Annotated in this window: 20 protein-coding genes; 10 read left to right on the top strand and 10 right to left on the bottom strand. The window is 65.2% G+C overall.

Annotated elements, in window-relative coordinates; all coding sequences use genetic code 11:
- Positions 1–46: 46 nt before the first annotated feature.
- Entirely contained in the window at positions 47–937 is an 891-nt protein-coding gene (locus tag AC1DSD_RS08155; RefSeq protein WP_478029451.1) for a LysR substrate-binding domain-containing protein, read from the top strand.
- Here the strand turns inward: AC1DSD_RS08155 and AC1DSD_RS08150 are convergent.
- Positions 934–1,779, bottom strand: coding sequence for an alpha/beta hydrolase (locus AC1DSD_RS08150; RefSeq protein WP_478029449.1), 846 nt, complete (start codon positions 1,777–1,779; stop codon positions 934–936). The two genes, AC1DSD_RS08155 and AC1DSD_RS08150, sit on opposite strands and share 4 nt — an antisense overlap.
- 142 nt (positions 1,780–1,921) lie before the next feature.
- Complete coding sequence (locus tag AC1DSD_RS08145; protein WP_478029447.1) at positions 1,922–2,107, bottom strand: hypothetical protein; 186 nt, start codon at positions 2,105–2,107, stop codon at positions 1,922–1,924.
- 115 nt (positions 2,108–2,222) lie between these two features.
- Here AC1DSD_RS08145 and gcvA point away from each other — a divergent pair, with 115 nt between their 5' ends.
- Together gcvA and AC1DSD_RS08135 are read left to right on the top strand one after the other, a co-directional pair.
- The gene (gene gcvA, locus AC1DSD_RS08140; protein ID WP_478029445.1) at positions 2,223–3,119 is read left to right on the top strand and encodes a transcriptional regulator GcvA; all 897 of its coding nucleotides are present in this window, start codon (positions 2,223–2,225) and stop codon (positions 3,117–3,119) included.
- A gap of 122 nt (positions 3,120–3,241) precedes the next feature.
- Complete coding sequence (locus AC1DSD_RS08135; protein WP_478029444.1) at positions 3,242–3,556, top strand: hypothetical protein; 315 nt, start codon at positions 3,242–3,244, stop codon at positions 3,554–3,556.
- 27 nt (positions 3,557–3,583) lie between these two features.
- Here AC1DSD_RS08135 and AC1DSD_RS08130 read toward each other — a convergent pair whose 3' ends face one another.
- Genes AC1DSD_RS08130 through AC1DSD_RS08120 form a run of 3 tightly spaced genes read right to left on the bottom strand, consistent with a single transcriptional unit; the run spans position 3,584 to position 4,562 of the window.
- Positions 3,584–3,784, bottom strand: a complete 201-nt coding sequence (locus AC1DSD_RS08130) for a hypothetical protein (RefSeq protein ID WP_478029442.1) — start codon at positions 3,782–3,784, stop codon at positions 3,584–3,586.
- Complete coding sequence (locus tag AC1DSD_RS08125) at positions 3,785–4,093, bottom strand: hypothetical protein (protein ID WP_478029440.1); 309 nt, start codon at positions 4,091–4,093, stop codon at positions 3,785–3,787.
- Between the two features lie 58 nt (positions 4,094–4,151).
- Positions 4,152–4,562 carry a MarR family winged helix-turn-helix transcriptional regulator gene (locus AC1DSD_RS08120; protein WP_478029439.1) on the bottom strand — a complete coding sequence of 137 codons (411 nt, stop codon included), beginning with the start codon at positions 4,560–4,562 and terminating at the stop codon, positions 4,152–4,154.
- 75 nt (positions 4,563–4,637) lie between these two features.
- Between AC1DSD_RS08120 and AC1DSD_RS08115 the strand changes: the two genes are divergently transcribed.
- From AC1DSD_RS08115 to AC1DSD_RS08105, 3 genes are all read left to right on the top strand, one after another.
- Positions 4,638–6,404 (top strand): chloride channel protein, encoded by a 1,767-nt coding sequence (locus tag AC1DSD_RS08115; RefSeq protein WP_478029438.1) that lies wholly within the window; start codon positions 4,638–4,640, stop codon positions 6,402–6,404.
- A gap of 76 nt (positions 6,405–6,480) precedes the next feature.
- Complete coding sequence (gene parC, locus AC1DSD_RS08110) at positions 6,481–8,730, top strand: DNA topoisomerase IV subunit A (RefSeq protein ID WP_478029437.1); 2,250 nt, start codon at positions 6,481–6,483, stop codon at positions 8,728–8,730.
- Between the two features lie 229 nt (positions 8,731–8,959).
- On the top strand, positions 8,960–10,669 hold the full coding sequence (locus AC1DSD_RS08105) for a putative bifunctional diguanylate cyclase/phosphodiesterase (protein WP_478029436.1): 1,710 nt from the start codon (positions 8,960–8,962) through the stop codon (positions 10,667–10,669).
- Between the two features lie 117 nt (positions 10,670–10,786).
- Here the strand turns inward: AC1DSD_RS08105 and AC1DSD_RS08100 are convergent, their stop codons facing one another.
- The 4 genes from AC1DSD_RS08100 to AC1DSD_RS08085 all read right to left on the bottom strand — a co-directional run bounded on the left by AC1DSD_RS08100 (position 10,787) and on the right by AC1DSD_RS08085 (position 13,855).
- Positions 10,787–11,986 (bottom strand): CCA tRNA nucleotidyltransferase, encoded by a 1,200-nt coding sequence (locus tag AC1DSD_RS08100; RefSeq protein WP_478029435.1) that lies wholly within the window; start codon positions 11,984–11,986, stop codon positions 10,787–10,789.
- Positions 11,974–12,561 (bottom strand): CoA pyrophosphatase, encoded by a 588-nt coding sequence (locus AC1DSD_RS08095; protein ID WP_478029434.1) that lies wholly within the window; start codon positions 12,559–12,561, stop codon positions 11,974–11,976. The genes AC1DSD_RS08100 and AC1DSD_RS08095 overlap by 13 nt, the downstream gene beginning before the upstream one ends.
- Entirely contained in the window at positions 12,558–13,124 is a 567-nt protein-coding gene (locus tag AC1DSD_RS08090) for a DUF1285 domain-containing protein (protein WP_478029433.1), read from the bottom strand. The genes AC1DSD_RS08095 and AC1DSD_RS08090 overlap by 4 nt, the downstream gene beginning before the upstream one ends.
- Before the next feature lie 218 nt (positions 13,125–13,342).
- On the bottom strand, positions 13,343–13,855 hold the full coding sequence (locus AC1DSD_RS08085) for a GNAT family N-acetyltransferase (RefSeq protein ID WP_478029431.1): 513 nt from the start codon (positions 13,853–13,855) through the stop codon (positions 13,343–13,345).
- Between the two features lie 163 nt (positions 13,856–14,018).
- On the opposite strand from AC1DSD_RS08085, the gene AC1DSD_RS08080 reads away from it, so the two are divergent.
- A complete protein-coding gene (locus AC1DSD_RS08080; RefSeq protein ID WP_478029429.1) occupies positions 14,019–14,390 on the top strand; it encodes a dihydroneopterin aldolase in 372 nt (123 codons plus the stop codon).
- Between the two features lie 57 nt (positions 14,391–14,447).
- Here the strand turns inward: AC1DSD_RS08080 and AC1DSD_RS08075 are convergent, their stop codons facing one another.
- The gene (locus tag AC1DSD_RS08075; protein WP_478029427.1) at positions 14,448–15,143 is read right to left on the bottom strand and encodes a hypothetical protein; all 696 of its coding nucleotides are present in this window, start codon (positions 15,141–15,143) and stop codon (positions 14,448–14,450) included.
- A 371-nt stretch (positions 15,144–15,514) separates the two neighbouring features.
- Here AC1DSD_RS08075 and AC1DSD_RS08070 point away from each other — a divergent pair, with 371 nt between their 5' ends.
- From AC1DSD_RS08070 to AC1DSD_RS08060, 3 genes are all read left to right on the top strand, one after another.
- On the top strand, positions 15,515–16,195 hold the full coding sequence (locus AC1DSD_RS08070; RefSeq protein WP_478029425.1) for an energy transducer TonB: 681 nt from the start codon (positions 15,515–15,517) through the stop codon (positions 16,193–16,195).
- Between the two features lie 80 nt (positions 16,196–16,275).
- Positions 16,276–17,073, top strand: coding sequence for a MotA/TolQ/ExbB proton channel family protein (locus AC1DSD_RS08065; protein WP_478029423.1), 798 nt, complete (start codon positions 16,276–16,278; stop codon positions 17,071–17,073).
- Between the two features lie 89 nt (positions 17,074–17,162).
- Positions 17,163–17,648: an ExbD/TolR family protein gene (locus tag AC1DSD_RS08060; RefSeq protein ID WP_478029421.1), complete on the top strand. Its 486-nt coding sequence runs from the start codon at positions 17,163–17,165 to the stop codon at positions 17,646–17,648.
- Positions 17,649–17,677 lie beyond the last annotated feature (29 nt).

Below are 17,677 nucleotides of genomic sequence, written 5' to 3'. Positions count from 1 at the left end.
CTTTATGTCTCAGATGGCCTCTATTCCTCCTCTCGGCGCGGTGCGCGTGTTTGAAGCCGCGGCGCGGCTCGGCAATTTCACGCGGGCCGCCGAGGAACTCGGCACGACCCAGGCGGCGGTGAGCTATCAGATCAAGGTAATCGAGGAACGGGTCGGCGCGCCGCTATTCGCCCGCAAGGGGCGCGGAGTCGAACTGACCGAACTCGGCCAATTGATCGCGCCGCAAGTGACCAGCGCGTTCGAGAAGCTCGACGAGGCGTTCCGCGCCGCGCGCAGCGATAACGAGATGATGCTGACGGTCAGCGCCCCGTCGACCTTCGCGACCAATTGGCTGTCTTCACGCATCGGCGACTTCCAACTTGCCCGGCCCGATCTGGCCGTGCGGCTCCGCGTGTCGGACGCGCTGACCGAGTTCGATCGCGGTGAGATCGATGTCGCGATCCGTGGGGCGCCGGCGCCATGGCCGGGGCTGGAGGCGGACTTCCTGATGCGGATGCCGTTTACGCCGCTGGCGAGCCCGGCGCTGCTCGCTGCCCATCCGCCGGTCGAAACGATCGACGATTTGCTGGCGCTGCCGCGATTGTCGCCGGGCGACGGCTGGTGGCGATTATGGCTGGAAAGCGTGTTGGGAGATCAATCCGGCGAGTCGCCGCCCAGCGTGCAGCTCGAATCGCAAGTGCTGCAGGGTCAGGCCGCGATCGCGGGGCACGGCGTCGCGGTACTCAGCCCGCCAATGTGGCAACGCGCGATCGATGCCGGGCAGCTCGTCCAGCCGATCAAGCGCACCGCTTATTGGCGCAACAGTTTCTGGCTGGTCTATCCCGCGCACCGCAAGCGGCAGCGCAAGGTCGCGGCGTTCCGCACCTGGCTGCTCGCCGAAGTGGCGGCGTCGCTGCGCGACGATCCGTTCGGCGCGCTGGTCCCGCCGCCGGCTTAGCGACCGGTTACGGTGAAGGCGGCGGCGATCAGCTGCTTCGTGAGCGCCCAAGCGGCGGTGCCCGGCGTCACCAATTCGACATGGCCGGTACCCGGCACGGTGTGCAGGACGGCTTCCTCGGCCGCTTTGCCGGCATAATCCGTCGCCAGTCGATAGGGGACGATGCGATCCTCGCGGCCATTGACCAGGTCTTGGCGCACGCCGATCGGCAAGAGTGGCGGGATCGAGGTGTCGGCATAAACGTCGCGCCCGTCGCTGCCCGGCGCGCCGACCAGGTCGCGGATGACGTCGATACCGCAGCCATTGTCAGGGCTCGCCGCTACCGCTTCGAGGTCGGGAAGCGCGCCGCAGGCGACGACATGCGCGATCGCCAAGGGTGTCGCGCACCACAGCGGACTGTCGAACGGCAGTCGCCGCCGTCCGGCCAGCCATAAAGCCAGATGCCCGCCCGCCGAATGGCCGGTGGCGACGATGCGGCGCAAGTCGAGCCCGTATTTTGGGGCATAGCCGCGCAACGCATCGGCCGCCGCCGCGGCGTCGCGAAAGGTGCCCGGATAGCCGCCGCCGGGGCGGTCGACGCCGCGATAATCCAGGTTCCAAACCGCAAAGCCGTCGCGGCGCAGATCCTCGGCGACCCAATTCATCAGCGTGCGATCCGCAATGCTGGTCGTCCAGCATCCGCCATGGACCATCAACACGACAGGGAAAGGGCCGGCGCCATCGGGCAGCCAGAGATCGACGCGTTGCCAGGGATCGTCGCCATAGGCGATCGCCGCTTGCGGTTCGGGACGTGGGCGCGCGGTCAGGTCTGCCCAGGTCAGCGGCTCGAAATCGTCGCTCATGTGAAGGGAAAAGACCGGCGGCGCGCGGAAGGCAAGAAGGAAGCGGGTCCTGCCGTCCGATCGACGCCGCCGGAGAAGCGTAGGTCCAGAAAGGGCCGGGCGCGCATGGGGGCACGCATCCCGGTCCTGGGGCTGGCGCGGCTCACCGCAGCCCGGAGATGCGGACCTTGCGCCAAACGCGGTGCCACGGCGCGTCGAACTGCGCCCGGTTGAGCGCTTCGAAACTGTCGCTGACCTTCTCGGCCAGATCATGGCCCAGCTTATCGACGTCCGCTGTCAGGCGGTGTTTGTTCGCGGCCCAGTCGCCGCTCAGGAAATCATCGCGCATGGCTCAATCCTCCTCATAAAATCCGGCGTTGGCGATGAGGTGGATATGCTCGTATCGGCGTCGCTTCGCCAACAAATCGTTGGACATAATCGACAAGCCATGCTTATCAAGTTTCATGCGCCGCCTGCCGCCCCTTGCCGCCGTTCGCGTGTTCGAAGCCGCCGCGCGGCACGAGAATTTCACCGCCGCCGCGAATGAGCTCGGCATGACCCAGGCAGCGGTCAGCTATCAGGTAAAATTGCTCGAAGAGCGGCTCGGCGCGCCGCTGTTCCGCCGCGAAAAGCGCCGCGTGGTGTTGACCGATGCGGGCCGCAAGGCAGCGCCCCAGATCACGCGCGCCTTCGACGCGATCGACGCCGCGTTCGGCGCGATCCGTGCGGACGATGCGGCGGTGCTGACCGTGTCGACCTCGAACACCTTCGCCAATACCTGGCTCGCCTGGCGGCTCGGCAGTTTCCAGATGAACCATCCGGAAATGGCGGTGCGCCTGCTGACCAGCGACGCGCTGGCGGACTTTGCCAGCGACGACGTCGATGTCGCGATCCGTGCCGGCCTGGGCGGATGGGACGGGCTGCACGAGGAGTTGCTCGTGCGGATCGATTTCACGCCGATGTGCTCGCCTGGATTCCTCAAGCGCCACGGACCGTTCACGGTCGAGGACATGCTGCGCATCCCGCAAATCAGCCCGCACGATCCGTGGTGGCCGTTCTGGCTACGCGAGGCCGGGGTGGAAGTGCCCGATGGCCCGCCACGCGTCGGCGTCCGCCTCGACAGCCAGGCGCATGAAGGACATGCCGCGATGGCGGGGCAGGGAATGGCGATGCTGACGCCCTTCTTCTGGCGCAACGACTTGGCCGACGGACGATTGGTGCGGCCGTTCGATCAAGTCTCGACCCGCGGCTACGCTTATTGGCTCTGCTATCCCGAAGCGCGGCGCGGCGTCGCCAAGATCCGTCGCTTCCGGGAATGGCTGCTCGACGAACTCGCCCGCGATATGCCGAGCCCGGTCTGATCGCGTCGCGTGGGGCATGTCGCATTCCGCCAATACGGTCGGAGGGCATGGGCCTATCCCTCCAAGGGTCGAGAGCCGCTCTCCGCTCCCGGAGTGCGCTCTCGCTTTGCAGGGAGGATGGCATGGCCGATCTCATGAAACCTGCGCTGGCGGCGGCGGTATCGATGCTGGGCTTGTCGCTGGGCGTAACCGACGCGGCGGCGCAAAAGCAGCCCGGCGTACCGACGGGCGAGACGCAAGGCGTCCTGATCGGGCTGGACAAGCCGGACAGCACCCAGATCAAGAGCGAACAGGTCAAGGGTCAGGCGCCGGTCAGCAACCAGTGGAAGTCGCCCTCGAGCAGCCAGATCAAGGGCGAGGGCCCGGTCAGTACGCAGTTGAAAGCGCCTTCGAGCAATCAATGGAAAGCGCCGTCGAGCAACCAGATCAAATGGTAGCCGCGATCCGCTGACCTCTCCTTCGCGTCAACTCTTCGGCGCGCCGATCAGCGCGGTGCGCGCCGCGCGGGTCGCCATGCGGCGATCCAGAAGCGCGCCAGGCGTGCCGACCGACCCTTCGCGCATGATCCGTTGCGCGACGTGCTCCAGTTCGCCCGGTCGTGGTGCACGATCCTGTGCGATGCAGGCGGCAAGCACTGGGTAGAGCAAGCGATATTCCACGAACATTCACCCGTGCAGGGGATCGTCGACGCCGGGGTGTTGCCGTTCGATCCACGCCAGGCGCCAGGCGCGGCCCTCGATCCAGAAGGGAATGGCCGCCAGCAACGCGAATACCAACGTCATGCGCAGGAATTCGCTGCGCGGCAGCATGTTGGCCGCCCACAAGATGACGGGCACGACGACGATCGGGGGACCCCAAGCGGGGTGGCGGATCAGCCGGAAGGCGCGCCATAGCGACCAGCACAGCAGGATCGCGGCGGCGACGCTGCCGACGATCAGGCCTATCGATTCGACGATCACCAACAAGATTTGCATCCGGCCATCCTCCTGGTCGGAATTTATATCGTATTGCGATATAAATCAAGAGTGCGCGTCAGGCGATCGTATCGAGCAACTGCTTCAGCATCGGCCGCATCCGGACGATCTCGTCGCGGTGCACCGTCGATAAGCGTTCGAGGATTTCGCGGGCCTTTGGGGTCAACTCGAGCAAGGCCTGACGGCCGTCATGCGGTGATGGCCGGCGTGCGATCAGTCCCAAGGTTTCCAGCCGCACGATCAGCCCGGACGCACTATGCGGCTTCACGAACAGGCGTTCGGCGACATAGCCGATGCTGACCGGTCGTGGGGAAGCGCCGCGGATGGTGAGCAGCACCTGATGCTGTTGCGGCGTCAGCCCGAAATCGGCTGCCCGCTCTTCGCTGAACGCCTGGAACTGGCGCAACGTGCGGCGAAAATCGGCCAGCGCGGCATATTCGGCGTCGGTCAACTCGTGCCCGCTCGACATTGTTTCGTCATCCTCGATTGAACTATGTCGCGCCGCGATATAGTTGCGCGGCGTCTCCCTACAAAACAGGACGCCATGTCACTCCATTTCACGTCCGCCGACAAGGCGCGTCCTTTAGGCGATCACAGCGCCGATTTGCGCATGATCATGCTGACCGCCGCTGCGATCCCGGTCGGGATCGGCGCGGCGCTGGGGGCATGGCTGTTGATCCGCCTGATCGCGATCGCGACCAACCTGTTCTGGTTCGGCCGATTGTCGGCGAGCCCGACGGATATCACCAGCGCGCATCTCGGCCTGTTGACGGTGGCGATCCCGGTGATCGGCGGGCTCTTGATCGGGCTGATGGCACGGTTCGGATCGGAGAAGATCAAGGGCCATGGCATTCCCGAAGCGATCGAGGCGATCCTTTATGGCGAAAGCCGATTGTCGCTGAAGGTAGCGTTGCTCAAGCCATTGTCCTCGGCGATCTCGATCGGCAGCGGCGGTCCATTCGGCGCCGAAGGGCCGATCATCATGACCGGCGGGGCGATCGGCTCATTGTTCGCGCAGCGTTTCCGGCTGAGCGCCGCCGAGCGCAAGACATTGCTGGTGGCGGGCGCCGCGGCGGGCATGACCGGCATTTTCGGCACGCCGCTCGCCGCCATTCTGCTGGCGATCGAGGTGCTGCTGTTCGAATGGAAGCCGCGCAGTTTCGTGCCGGTGGTGACCGCGGTGCTGGTTTCCTTCGCCTGCCGCCCGATGCTGCTCGGTTCGGGCGCGCTCTTCCCGTTCCCGGCGGTCACGCTCGACTGGTGGCAGGCGGCGTCGGGGTCGCTCGCCACAGGAATTCTCGCCGGGCTCGAAGCGGCGTTGCTCTCGGTCGCGCTCTACAAGGTCGAGGATCTGTTCCACCGCCTGCCGGTTCACTGGTTCTGGTGGCCCGCGCTTGGCGGTATCGTCGTCGGGCTGGGTGGGCTGATCGACGCGCATGTGCTCGGCGCCGGCTATTCGAATATCCAGGCCTTGCTCGACGGATCGATGACCTTGCGCATCGTGCTTGCCTTGCTGGTGGTCAAAGCTGTGGTCTGGCTGATCGCTCTTGGGTCGGGAACGTCGGGCGGCGTGCTCGCGCCGTTGCTGATCTTGGGCGGCGCGCTCGGGGTCGCACTCGGACAGTTCCTGCCGGGGCCGGCGGGGTTCTGGGCAATGGCAGGAATGGCCGGGATCATGAGCGGCGCGATGCGCGCGCCGCTGACCGGCGCCTTCTTCGCGGTCGAGGTGACCGGGCATTTTACCGATCTGCCTGCAATGACGGCTGCCTCGGTCGGCGCCTATGCGGTCAGCGTCTTGATCATGCGCCGTTCGATCCTGACCGAGAAGATCGCACGCCGCGGGCGCCATATCCTGCAGGAATATACCGTCGACCCCCTCGATTTCCTCCAGGCGGAACAAGTGATGACGCGGGATCCTGAGACCTTGCCGGGCGACATGCCGATCTGTGACGTCGTCGCGTTCTTCGCCGATCATGCGACGCACCGTTCCTATCCGGTGGTGGGGAAGGACGACCGGCTGCTCGGATTGGTGTCGCGCTCAGACGCCTTGCGCTGGCAGGTCGAGCGTAGTCAGGACGACACGCCACTCGCCGACGAATTGTCCGATGCCTCGCAACCGATGGCCTATCGCCATTCGCCAATCGGAGAGGTCGCCGATCTGATGGTCGAAACCGGAATTGGCCGCGTGCCGATCGTCGATCCCGCCAGCGGCAAGGTGGTGGGCATCTTATCGCGCCACGATCTGCTAAAGGCGCGCGGCGAGCGCCGCCGTGCCGAGTTCGAACGCGCGCGGGGCGGGGCCGTCTCATAATTAGAGGCCGGACCCATCCACACCTTCTTCGTTCCCGATATTTCCTCTCGGGCAAATAGGCTCTAACCGCTTTCGGATGGCAGCCGAGACGACCGACCTTCCCGACAATCCTTCCGTGGGCGTGTTCGACGCGCCGTTCGATAGCGCGCTCAGCGAACGCTACCTCGTCTACGCACTGTCGACGATCACCGCGCGCTCGCTGCCCGACGTCCGCGACGGGCTGAAGCCGGTGCACCGCCGCCTGCTCTGGGCGATGCGGACGCTCAAGATGGATCCCAACAGCGCCTACAAGAAATCGGCGCGCGTGGTCGGCGACGTCATCGGCAAATACCATCCGCATGGCGATGCCTCGGTCTATGACGCGATGGTCCGGCTCGCGCAGGATTTCTCGCTGCGTTATCCGCTGGTCGACGGGCAGGGCAATTTTGGCAATATCGATGGCGATAACGCCGCCGCCTATCGCTACACCGAGGCGCGCCTGACCCAGGTCGCTACCGACCTGATGGACGGCCTCGACGAGGATGCGGTCGGTTTCCGCCCAACCTATAACGGCGAGGACCATGAGCCCGAGCTGATGCCGGGCGCTTTCCCCAATCTGCTCGCCAATGGCGCCGCCGGCATCGCGGTCGGCATGGCGACCAGCATCCCGCCGCACAACGCCGCCGAACTACTCGATGCGTCGATAGCGCTGATCGACAATCCGGACGCCAATGTGCTCGATTACGTGAAGGGTCCCGACCTGCCGACCGGTGGCGCCATCGTCGACAGCCCTGCGGCGATCGCCGAGGCCTATGCGACGGGCCGCGGCTCGTTCCGGACGCGCGCGACGATCGAGCGGGTCAATGAAAAGGGTGGCGGCTGGCATCTCGTCGTGACCGAAATTCCGTACGGCGTGTCCAAGGGCAAGTTGATCGAGGGCATCGCCGACCTGGTCAACGACAAGCGCTTGCCGATCCTGGCCGATGTCCGCGACGAATCCGCCGAGGATTTGCGCATCGTGCTCGAACCGCGCAGCCGTACCGTCGATTCCGACACGCTGATCGAAAGCCTGTACCGGCTGTCCGATCTCGAAACGCGCATTCCGCTGAACTTGAACGTATTGGATGCGACGCGAACGCCGCGCGTGATGAGCCTCAAGGAAGCGCTGCAATCCTGGGTCGACCACCAGTTCATCGTGCTGCGCCGCCGGTCGCAGCATCGGCTCGACAAGATCGCCGACCGGCTCGAACTGCTCGACGGCTATATCATCGCCTATCTCAACCTCGATCGCGTGATCGAGATCATCCGCACCGAAGACGAGCCCAAGCCGGTGATGATCGCCGAGTTCGAGCTGACCGACCGTCAGGCCGAAGCCATCCTCAACATGCGGCTGCGCAGCTTGCGCAAACTCGAGGAAATGGAGCTGCGCAAGGAGCGCGAGGGACTCGAGAAGGAAAAGGCCGAGCTCGACCTGCTGCTCTCGTCCGACCAGCGGCAACGCACGCGGTTGAAGCGCGACCTCGGCAAGGTTCGCGACCGCTACGGCCCCGAAACCGCGCTCGGCAGGCGGCGGACCAAGATTGAGGAAGCCGCGCCGGCGCGCGAAATCCCGCTCGAGGCGATGATCGAGCGCGAGCCGATCACCGTGATCCTGTCGCAGCGCGGCTGGATCCGCGCGATGAAGGGCCATGTCGAGCTCGCCTCGGCCGATGCGATGAAGTTCAAGGAAGGCGACGGCCCGCGCTTCGCCTTCCACGCCCAGACAACCGACAAATTGCTGCTCGCTGCCGAAACGGGGCGGTTCTACACGCTCGCCGCCGACAGGCTGCCCGGCGGACGCGGCTTCGGCGAGCCGGTGCGGCTGATGATCGACCTCGACGGAGAGGCCGGGATCGCCGCGTTGCTGCGCGCGAGCGAGGCGGAGAAATTGCTGGTCGCGGCATCCGATGGCCGTGGTTTCGTGCTCAAGGCCGCCGACGCGATCGCCGAGACGCGCAAGGGCAAGGCGGTGGTGACGCCGCGGGCCGGCGCCAAGCTCAAGATCGTCCGGCCGATCGCCGGCGAGGACGATTACGTCGCGGCGATCGGCGACAACCGCAAGATGCTGGTATTCCCGCTGTCGGAAGTCGCCGAACTAGCCAAGGGGCAAGGCGTCCAGCTGCAGCGCTATCGCGACGGCGGGCTGTCGGACGCGGTCACATTCAAGTTCGCCGAGGGGCTGAGCTGGGCGATGGGCGGCGAGAGCGGCCGCACGCGCACCGAAACCGACCTGCAGCCGTGGCGCACCGCGCGCGGCGCTGCGGGGCGAATGCCACCGACAGGGTTCCCGCGCGACAACAGGTTTTGATTTAACCCCTCTCCCGCTTGCGGGAGAGGGAGGGACCCGCGAAGCGGGAGGGTGAGGGTCTTCTTTCTTCTTCCAAGCGGCGGACGAAAAAAGAAGAAAGAAGACCCTCACCCAACCCTCTCCCGTAAACGGGAGAGGGCTAGAATGTCGCTCCGCCAGCCACCCCCAAGTGGCTGAAACCGGGGCAAGCTTCAGCGCGCTTTAACCAATCCCGCCTAAGCGGGTCGCAATGGCGCTCGGATTGTCTCGCGCGAAGGCCGCTAAAGCCGTGCCCGTCGAATCGGCGGCGGTCGTGCTGCGCCCCGACGAGATCGCCGGAATCGCCGCATCGATCGAACTGATCCCGGTGCCGTTGGCTCTTGTCGGGCGCCCCGACAATGCTGTTATCGTGGCCGCCGCGAACCGCGCCTTTCGCGCCGCCGGACTGGGCAATACCGCGGGTGAAGCGCCGCTGATCGCCGCCTTGGGCGAGCGGATCGCGACGTTCCTGGCGGGGGAGGCCGTGAACGACGAGTTCACCTGGGAATTCGGCGACGCGGTCGATTGCCGCCATTTCCGCGTCACCCTGGCGCGGCGCTCGTCGGCATCGTCTTATTGCTTCGCCACCCTGGTCGACCATACCGGCGAATTGCGGACCGCGCGCAATTTGCGCCGCGAGATGATCACCGACAGCCTGACCGGTCTGCCCAATCGCAGCGGCTTCAGCGAATTGCTTGAGGAGCGGATCGCCGAGGGCGGTGGCGCGCGCTACGCGGTGTTGATCATCGACCTAGACCGGTTCAGCCGGGTCAATGCCTGTATGGGGTCGATGGCAGGCGACGAATTGCTGATCACACTCGCGCGGCGCCTCAAGGGCGCGTTGCGGGCGTCGGACATGCTGGCGCGCACCGGCGGCGACGAATTCGGCATCCTGCTCGCGCTCGAAGAGAGCGAGGCGGAAGCCGAACAGGTCGTTCGTCGGATTCAGGAGACGCTGGCGACGCCGTTCCGTATGTCGGACTTCGAAATCCGCGTGTCGTGCTCGATCGGCATCGCGTTCGGGTCGGATGCGGTGGAGGATTCAGAGGATCTGATCCGCCACGCCCATTTCGCCGTCAAACGCTCCAAGACGTCGGGCCAGGCCGAATATTACCAGACCCAGGCGCTAGATATCGCGCGCGAGCAATTCGGCATCGAGACCGAGCTGCGCCGCGCGATCGAAAATGGCGCGATGCGGCTGACCTATCATCCGATTTGCGATCTCGCGACCGGCCAGGTCGTTGCGTTCGAATCGCTCGCGCGCTGGACCGACGAACACGGCCATGAACATTCGCCCGCCGACTTCATTCCGGTCGCCGAGGAATCGGGACTGATCGTTCCGCTCGGCCGCTGGGCGATCGAGGAGGCGGCGCGGACGCTCCGGTCATGGGATATCCGCGCGGGCGGCGACTGCGGCGTGCGCGTCGCGGTCAATCTGTCGGCGATCCAGCTGCAGCGCGACGATATCGCGCCGGCGGTCGAGCAGGCGCTGCTGCGCAATCAGCTGACCGGTAGCCGCTTCACGCTCGAGCTCACCGAAAGCGCGCTGATCTCCGATCCCGAGCGCGTCGCTGAGACCATGCATCAGCTCAAGAGCCTGGGCGCGACCCTGGCGATGGACGATTTCGGCACGGGCTATTCGAACCTGGCCTATCTTCAGAAACTGCCGATCGACGTGCTCAAGATGGACCGCAGTTTCGTGACCGGGATGCTCGCCGACCGCGACAAGGTGGCGATCGTTCGCGCGATCCTCAGCCTGGCCCAGGCGCTCGGCAAGGAAACCACCGCGGAAGGGATCGAGACCAACGAGCTGGCGCAGACCTTGGCGGCATTGGGTTGCACCTATGGCCAGGGATTCGTCTACGCCAAGCCGCTCGAGGCCGACGAGGCCTATGCCTATCTGGTCGCGTCGAGGGCCTGAGAGTCTGTTTGAAAACGCGCTGAGGGCGCGTTTCGCGGCACCAGCCCGCTCCCCCACCCGACCTCCCATAGAATACCCTGATTGGGAGGTCGGGTGGGGGAGCGGGCTGGTGCGGTCTCAAAACTCGCTCTTTCGCGAGTTTTCAAACAGACTCTGAGCGACTTCTTCGTCGGTGATCGCGGCGACACGCGCGGCATCGGGGAAGTGCTCGGCGATCCAGCGATCCTCGATTGCCCGCAAGGTCTTCGCCACATCGGGTCCGGCTTTCAGCCCCTTGGCGACGAGCTGTCCGCCCGACATGGGCAGCCTTGGCCGCACCCAGTCGCGGATCGCCGCAGCGTCGCCACCCGACAGCAACAGCCGATCGACCGCGAACTCGGTGCCCAGCCGATAGGCCAGCGTGTGCGGATCGGCATCGATCGGCAGTGTCGCACTTTCCAGCCGCTGGCGTTGTTTGTTCGATAGCTTCAGCCGCGCGCCGACGCTCGCCGCGACGGCAGGATCGGCGGGCAGCAATGCGGCCAGCCGGCGGATCGGATCGGGAGCGATCCCACTATCGGCTTCTCTTCTCGCCAGATCGGCGAGACGCGCGATGCCGACGATTTCGGGCAAGACGGGGACGAACACGCCGCGCTCGATCATCAGCGTGATGACCTCGACCGCGCGCGGCGCCACGAGCAGGCGCAGCAATTCGTTGGCGATGCGTTCGCGTGACAGCGCCATCAGGTCATTGGCGCGCTCGGTACAGGCCTGCAAACCGTCGGGGTCGGCGATATCGCCGAACCGCGCGAGGAAGCGGAAGAAGCGCAGGATGCGCAGATGATCCTCGGCGATGCGGCGATAGGGGTCGCCGATGAAGCGGACGTGGCGCGCGTCGAGATCGGCGATCCCGTCGAAATAATCGTGGATCTCGCCAGTTGCGGGATCGGCATAGAGCGCGTTGATCGTGAAATCGCGCCGTGCTGCGTCCTCGCGCCAATCGTCGGTAAAGGCGACTGTCGCACGGCGGCCGTCGGTGGTGACATCGCGCCGCAAGGTGGTGACTTCGTACACTTCATCGCGCGACACCGCAGTGATCGTGCCATGGTCGATCCCGGTCGGAACCGCCTTGATTCCGGCGGCTTCGAGCAATTGGATTACCATGCGCGGGTCATGCGGAGTGGCGAGGTCGATATCGGCGGTCTCGATTCCCAATAGCGTGTCGCGCACCGCGCCGCCGACGATCCGCGCATTGTCGGCGCCGAGCGCCGCGACCAACCGAGCGAGACCGGGGCGATCGCGCCACTCTGCCGGAGGAAGCAACGTCATGCCGCCCATCGCAGCCGCCGTGACAGATTGACCAGCATCGCCGCCGTCGCGCCCCAGATGCGGCGTTCGCCCCAGCGGATTTCGTAGAAATAGCGTGTCCGGCCCTGCCATTCCGCACTGGCGCGAAGTTGATTGGCGGGATCGAGCACGAACGCCAGCGGCACTTCGAACACGTCGGCGACTTCGGCCTCGTTAGGGTGATAATCGAGATCGGGCGGGACCACACCGACCACTGGGATCACCTCGAATCCGGTGACCGTGAGGTAGCGATCCGCCTCGCCGATCAAGGTGACGGCGGCGCGGGGCAAGGCGATTTCCTCCTCTGCCTCGCGCAATGCCGCATCGGCTGCGTCGAGGTCACCAGGATCGATCCGGCCACCGGGAAAGGCGACCTGTCCGGCATGGCGGCGCAGGCTTTCGGTGCGCTGGGTCAGGATCAGCCCGGGCTCGGGCCGATCGGTCACCGCGACCAGCACCGCGGCCGGCATGCGCGTGCTCCCGATCCCGGGATGATCGCCGGGGAGCAATTCGGGCTGATGGACATGGTCGAGCGCGAGGCGCAGCCGTTCGGCGAGCGTCGTCATGCGTCGGACTCCAGCGCGAAGAAGGCGCCGTTGCTCCACACGCCCGGCGGATCGTCGTCGCCCGACAGCGCCCGCTCGGCAATGTCATAATAGACCGATCGTGCGACCAGCGCCTCGAGCCCGCCACGAACGTGGAGATAGGGGCGCGGTCCGTCTTCACCCTGCTCGAATCGCAGCGCGTGACCGGCGTCGGCGGTGACCAATTCGCCAGTGTTGAGGCGAAAAGCGAGCGCCGCGTCGCGCCCTTCGCCTTCGGCCTTCATCTCGACCGCGAGGAAGGGAGCGTCCTCGACCTCGATGTCGAGCTTCTCGACTGGCGTGACCAGCACGTAACCGCCATCGGATTCGCGCCGCAGGATGGTGGCAAACAGCCGAACCATTTCCTGCCGGCCGATCGGCGATCCCATGTGGAACCAGGTTCCGTCGCGCGCGATCCGCATGTCGCTGTTACCGCAATGGCTGGGATTCCATTGCTCGACCGGAGGCAGGCGCTTCTCCGCCACGAGCCGCGCCACGTCTGTGAGCGACAGGCTGGCAAGATCGGGAGGCGGGGCCATCGGCATGCGATGACCGCTAGGGCAGGGAAGATCGGGCTGCAACCGCGAGCCGGCATATGGCGGTCGGGATGATGACTCCTCCCACGTCACCCCGGCCTTGTGCCGGGGCCCAAGGTGCCGCGAGCACCGGACTTTTAGTCTCTTGCCCTTCGCTCAGCCGCCCGTTGGCCCCCGGAACAAGCCGGGGGTGACGACCGGCTGGCGACGGCTGTTTTCCCGCTACGTCAGACCGCGACGCTGACGCGCGACCCCAACTCTCCCGCGATGGCGGGCACGTTTGACCCGCGCGCGAGCAATCTATGCGCCTCCACGGGCCCCGGCAGGCGCCACCCCGCAGTCGCTGCGGCGGAAAATCCCCAGAAGCGGCCATAATATTCCGGATCGCCGATCAGCATCATCGCGCCGTCAAGATCGAGCTCGAGCGCGGCGTCGAGCGCCTGGTGGACCAGTTCCTTGCCCAGTCCACCGCGTTGGCGCGACGGCTCGACCGCGACCGGGCCGACCAGGACGAGTGGGTGAATGCTGCCGTCGTCGCCACGGAGCGCAATCGGCCAGCATTGGATGGTGCCGACGAGCATGCCGTCCTCGATCGCCGCGAAGCTGAGATCGGGAATCGATTCGACGCCGTCGCGCAGGCGATAGGCAGTGCGGCCGTGACGGTCTCGGCCGAACGCACGGTCCAGCAACGCCTCGACGGCGGCGGGATCGATGGCGTTGATCGGCACGAAATCGGTCACTTGGCGGAGTCTCCTCGAACGCTCGGGCAATACGCCCGGGGGCGGGCGCTTTATCGGCATCCCGGCTGAATACAAGGCGAATGCGCAGGCCGCGGCGCCACAAGGGGTTGATCGCGGGCCCCGGGACGGGCAGGGGCGCGCTCCTTAGATGGGATCACGCGACTTGGAAGACCGGCTGCAACTCGAAGTGCACGATATCGAGGTAATGGTGCTGACCGGCATCTATTCCGAGGAAACGCATCTTCCCCAGCCGTTGCGCATCTCGATCACGGTCGATCTCGACCTGCCGGGTCGATTCGGTCCCGAATCGCCGCTTTCCATGTCGAAAAATTATCTCGATTTGAAACACGCTGCGACCAGATCGCTGCCGGAGGGCGTGCATTTCACGCTGATCGAGGGCGTCGCCGATCACATTTGCGAGACATTGTTCCTGCAGGACAAGCGCGTCGCCCGCGTCGAGGTGAAGATCGTCAAGCTGGCGATCTCCGAAGGCGGCGAATCGATCGGGATTACCCTGGTCCGCCATCGCCGCTAGGAGCGATTTCAAGTCGATCGGAACAATCGGCGGCTCGGAAATCGCGGAGCGAATCCGTCAGGACGGATTCGCTCCGGCTCGGCAGGGACCGAGCCCTTGCTTGACCAGCGCATAGTCCTGCTGGATCGCCGCGGCGTCGGCCGGGTCGAGTCCGGTCAACGTGTCGGCTGGTATTTCGACCGGCAGGCCGCAGGCCAGACGGTACCACAGGAATGTGTTACGCTGTGGTGGCGGCAAGGCATCCTCCACTACTTCGCTCAGCGATACCGTCCATACCGGCGCCTGATTCTGTTTGCGCTGGATGCCGAGCGAGATCGGATGTCCGGTGGTCTTGAGGAAGATCTGCGTCTCTCCTTCGCCGGGAAGAGTGCCTGCCGCATGGAAGGCGTTGGAGATGCCGACGATCGCGGGCGGCGCCTTTGGCGAAACCAGATCGGCGGACAGTCTGCGTACCGTTGCATCGGTCTGCGGCGACCATTGCAACTGCGCGCCGGGGGTCACCAATTGAAGCTGGTCGGGGCTGTTAGCGACCGCGCGCGCGAAGATAATCACGCGCATTTTCTTCAACTTGGGTGGCCGGCCGGCGGCGTCGAGCGGGGCGTCGTATAGATAGCCGATCTGTGGCGGCAACGCCCCCGGCGCGCGGATCAGCGCGTTGATCGTGACCGTGAGATAATAGCGTATTTGCCCCGGCGCGAGCCCGGTAGCCTCCGCCGGCTTGATCTTCGCGGCATCGGTGATAGTGGCGTCCACGACCACCGGCGCCTTCGTCGCCAGATCAGCCATATCGGCATAACGATAAACAGGCGGCGGCGGGAGCACTTTGGTTGCTGACACCGGTATCATCGGAGCGGCGCCCGCAATGAACAGGACAGAGAGGAATCGAGCCATGGGAACGCGTGACATATCGAATGAGTTAGGCGATCAGAACGTTCCTTTACAGAAATAATTCTGCCATGCTGCGATTGTACGTTTGTTGCGCCCGACAAAGCGTTTGCGTCGTCGCAGGGGTAACGATAGAGACTCGCGCTCTGCCCGATCTGGCGCTAGCCGAAGGGTTCGTTGCCGAACGATTAACGTCTGGCGACATTCGCGGGTCGGACACGAAGGAGTTGAGTTTCTGAATGTCATACGCTGATCGTGATACAACCGGCAGCCGTATCGTAGCGATTATCATTGTTTCGCTGATCGTTGCGGGATTCGGTTATGCTTTCGTGACCGGCTTGGCGGTAGATTTCGCCAAGAAGGCCGCTGAAAAACTGAACGCGTTCGACGTGGCACCGCCGCCACCGCCGCCGCCGCCAGACAAGCCGCCGCCCCCGCCGCCGGACCAGCCGAATCTGCCGCCGCCGCCGACTCAGGTCGTGATCCCGCCGATCACGCCGCCGGTGCAGTCGCCGGTCAACATCGCGACGACCAACGTGCCGCAGCCGCCGCCCCCGGTGACGCCGCCGGCCCCGGTCGTGCCGCCGCAGCCACCCGCGCCGCCTGCACCCAAACCCGTAGCCGTAAAAGGCGGGCCGAGGGGCAATCCCGGTAGCTGGTTTACCGACGACGATTATCCTGCCGACGCCAAGCGCGCTGGCGCCTCGGGCCGTGTTTCGGTGCTGCTCAGCATCGATACGTCGGGCAAGGTTGCCGGATGTCGCGTCACCGCATCGAGCGGCAACTCGTCGCTCGACGACGCGACCTGCCGTCTCGCGCAGCGTCGTGGCCGCTTCACCGTGCAGAAGGATACGGAAGGTAACGCTCAGCCTTACAGCTATACGTTGCCCGGCATCCGCTGGACGCTGAAGGACGAATGACTTTTTTCACGCCGGCGCCCGGAAACCCGGGCGCCGGCCGGGTTGTATCTTGAGACGATATTTTTAGAGGAAGCATCCGAATGAGCATCTCCATCCTTAACGCTGGTGCGGCCGGTGCCGCCCAGGAACAGTTCGGCTTCTGGAACGCGCTGCACGAAGGCGGCGCCATTTCCTATGCCACCGCGGGCATTCTGCTGATCATGCTGTTCTTCACGCTCTACATTTTCTTCACCAAGGTGTTCGAGCAGCAGAAGATCATCAACCAGGGCCGCCGCGTGCGCGCCACGTTCTGGAACTCGAACTCGCTGCGCGAAGGTGCCGCCAAGCTCGAGAAGAACTCGGCTTACAAGCAGCTGGTCGATGACGGCCTGGCCGCGCAGGAACAGCATGCAAGGCTGACCGATCCGGTCGAGGCGCACGACTGGCTGCACGGCTCGCTGCAGCGCTCGGAGGATGCGATCAACTCGGCGCTCGGCGGCGGTCTCGCCTTCCTCGCGACGGTCGGCGCGACGGCGCCGTTCATCGGGCTGTTCGGTACCGTGGTCGGCATCTACAAGGCGCTGCTCGGCATCGCTGCTGCTGGTCAGGCCTCGATCGACAAGGTCGCCGGCCCGGTCGGTGAGGCGCTGATCATGACTGCCTTCGGTCTGGTCGTCGCGGTTCCCGCGGTGCTCGGCTACAACTTCCTGCAGCGCCGCAACAAGGCGATCCAGGAAGCGCTCAGCGCGTTCGCGAACGACGTCCTCGGCTACCTCGCGTCGAACGGCGCGGTGAAGCCCAGCGCCGCGGTTCGCAAGCCGGCCGCCGCCGCGACGACACCGGCCAAGCCGGTGACGACCACCGCCGGTCAGGCGGGTGGCGTTACCACCAAGCCGTAAGCACGTGATGGCGGAACGGGCGCGGTGCCCTGTTCCGCCAGACGTCCGGGCCATGGCCTGGACGCACGAAGTAAGGATAGGAATGCTTAATGGCTATTAGCACCGGAGGCTCCTCCGAAACGCCGATGTCGGACATCAACACGACGCCGCTCGTCGACGTCATGTTGGTGCTTCTGATCATCTTCATCATCACGGTTCCGGTCGTGGTGCAAAATGTGAAGCTGAAGCTGCCAGAAGTTAAGTACGACGTGACGCAGACGAAGCCGGAAAATGTCAATCTGTCGATCGTGTCCGACGACGCGGGTCAGTGCGGCATCTATTGGGGCATGACCCGGATGACGCACAAAGAGCTGCTCGAAAGGGCGACGAAGAAAATGCAGGCCGATATCGAACGTCTCAGGGCGGCCGGTCCGATCGACCCCGAGAAGATCCCCGAAGTGCACATCCGCGGCGACGTCAACGTTCCGTACAAGTGCATCGGCGCGGCGATCTACACGATGCAGTCCTCGGGCTTCATCAAGGTCGGCTTCATCTCGCAGCCTCCCCCCAAGGACGGGTCCGCCGCGGCGTCCTAACCGTCTCGCTAGCTCAGGAGTTTTGAATC

Source organism: Sphingomonas sp. P4_D12 (genome assembly GCF_056401895.1).
The sequence above is the reverse complement of the archived record's forward strand: the minus strand, read 5'-3'. Positions and strand labels throughout refer to the sequence as shown.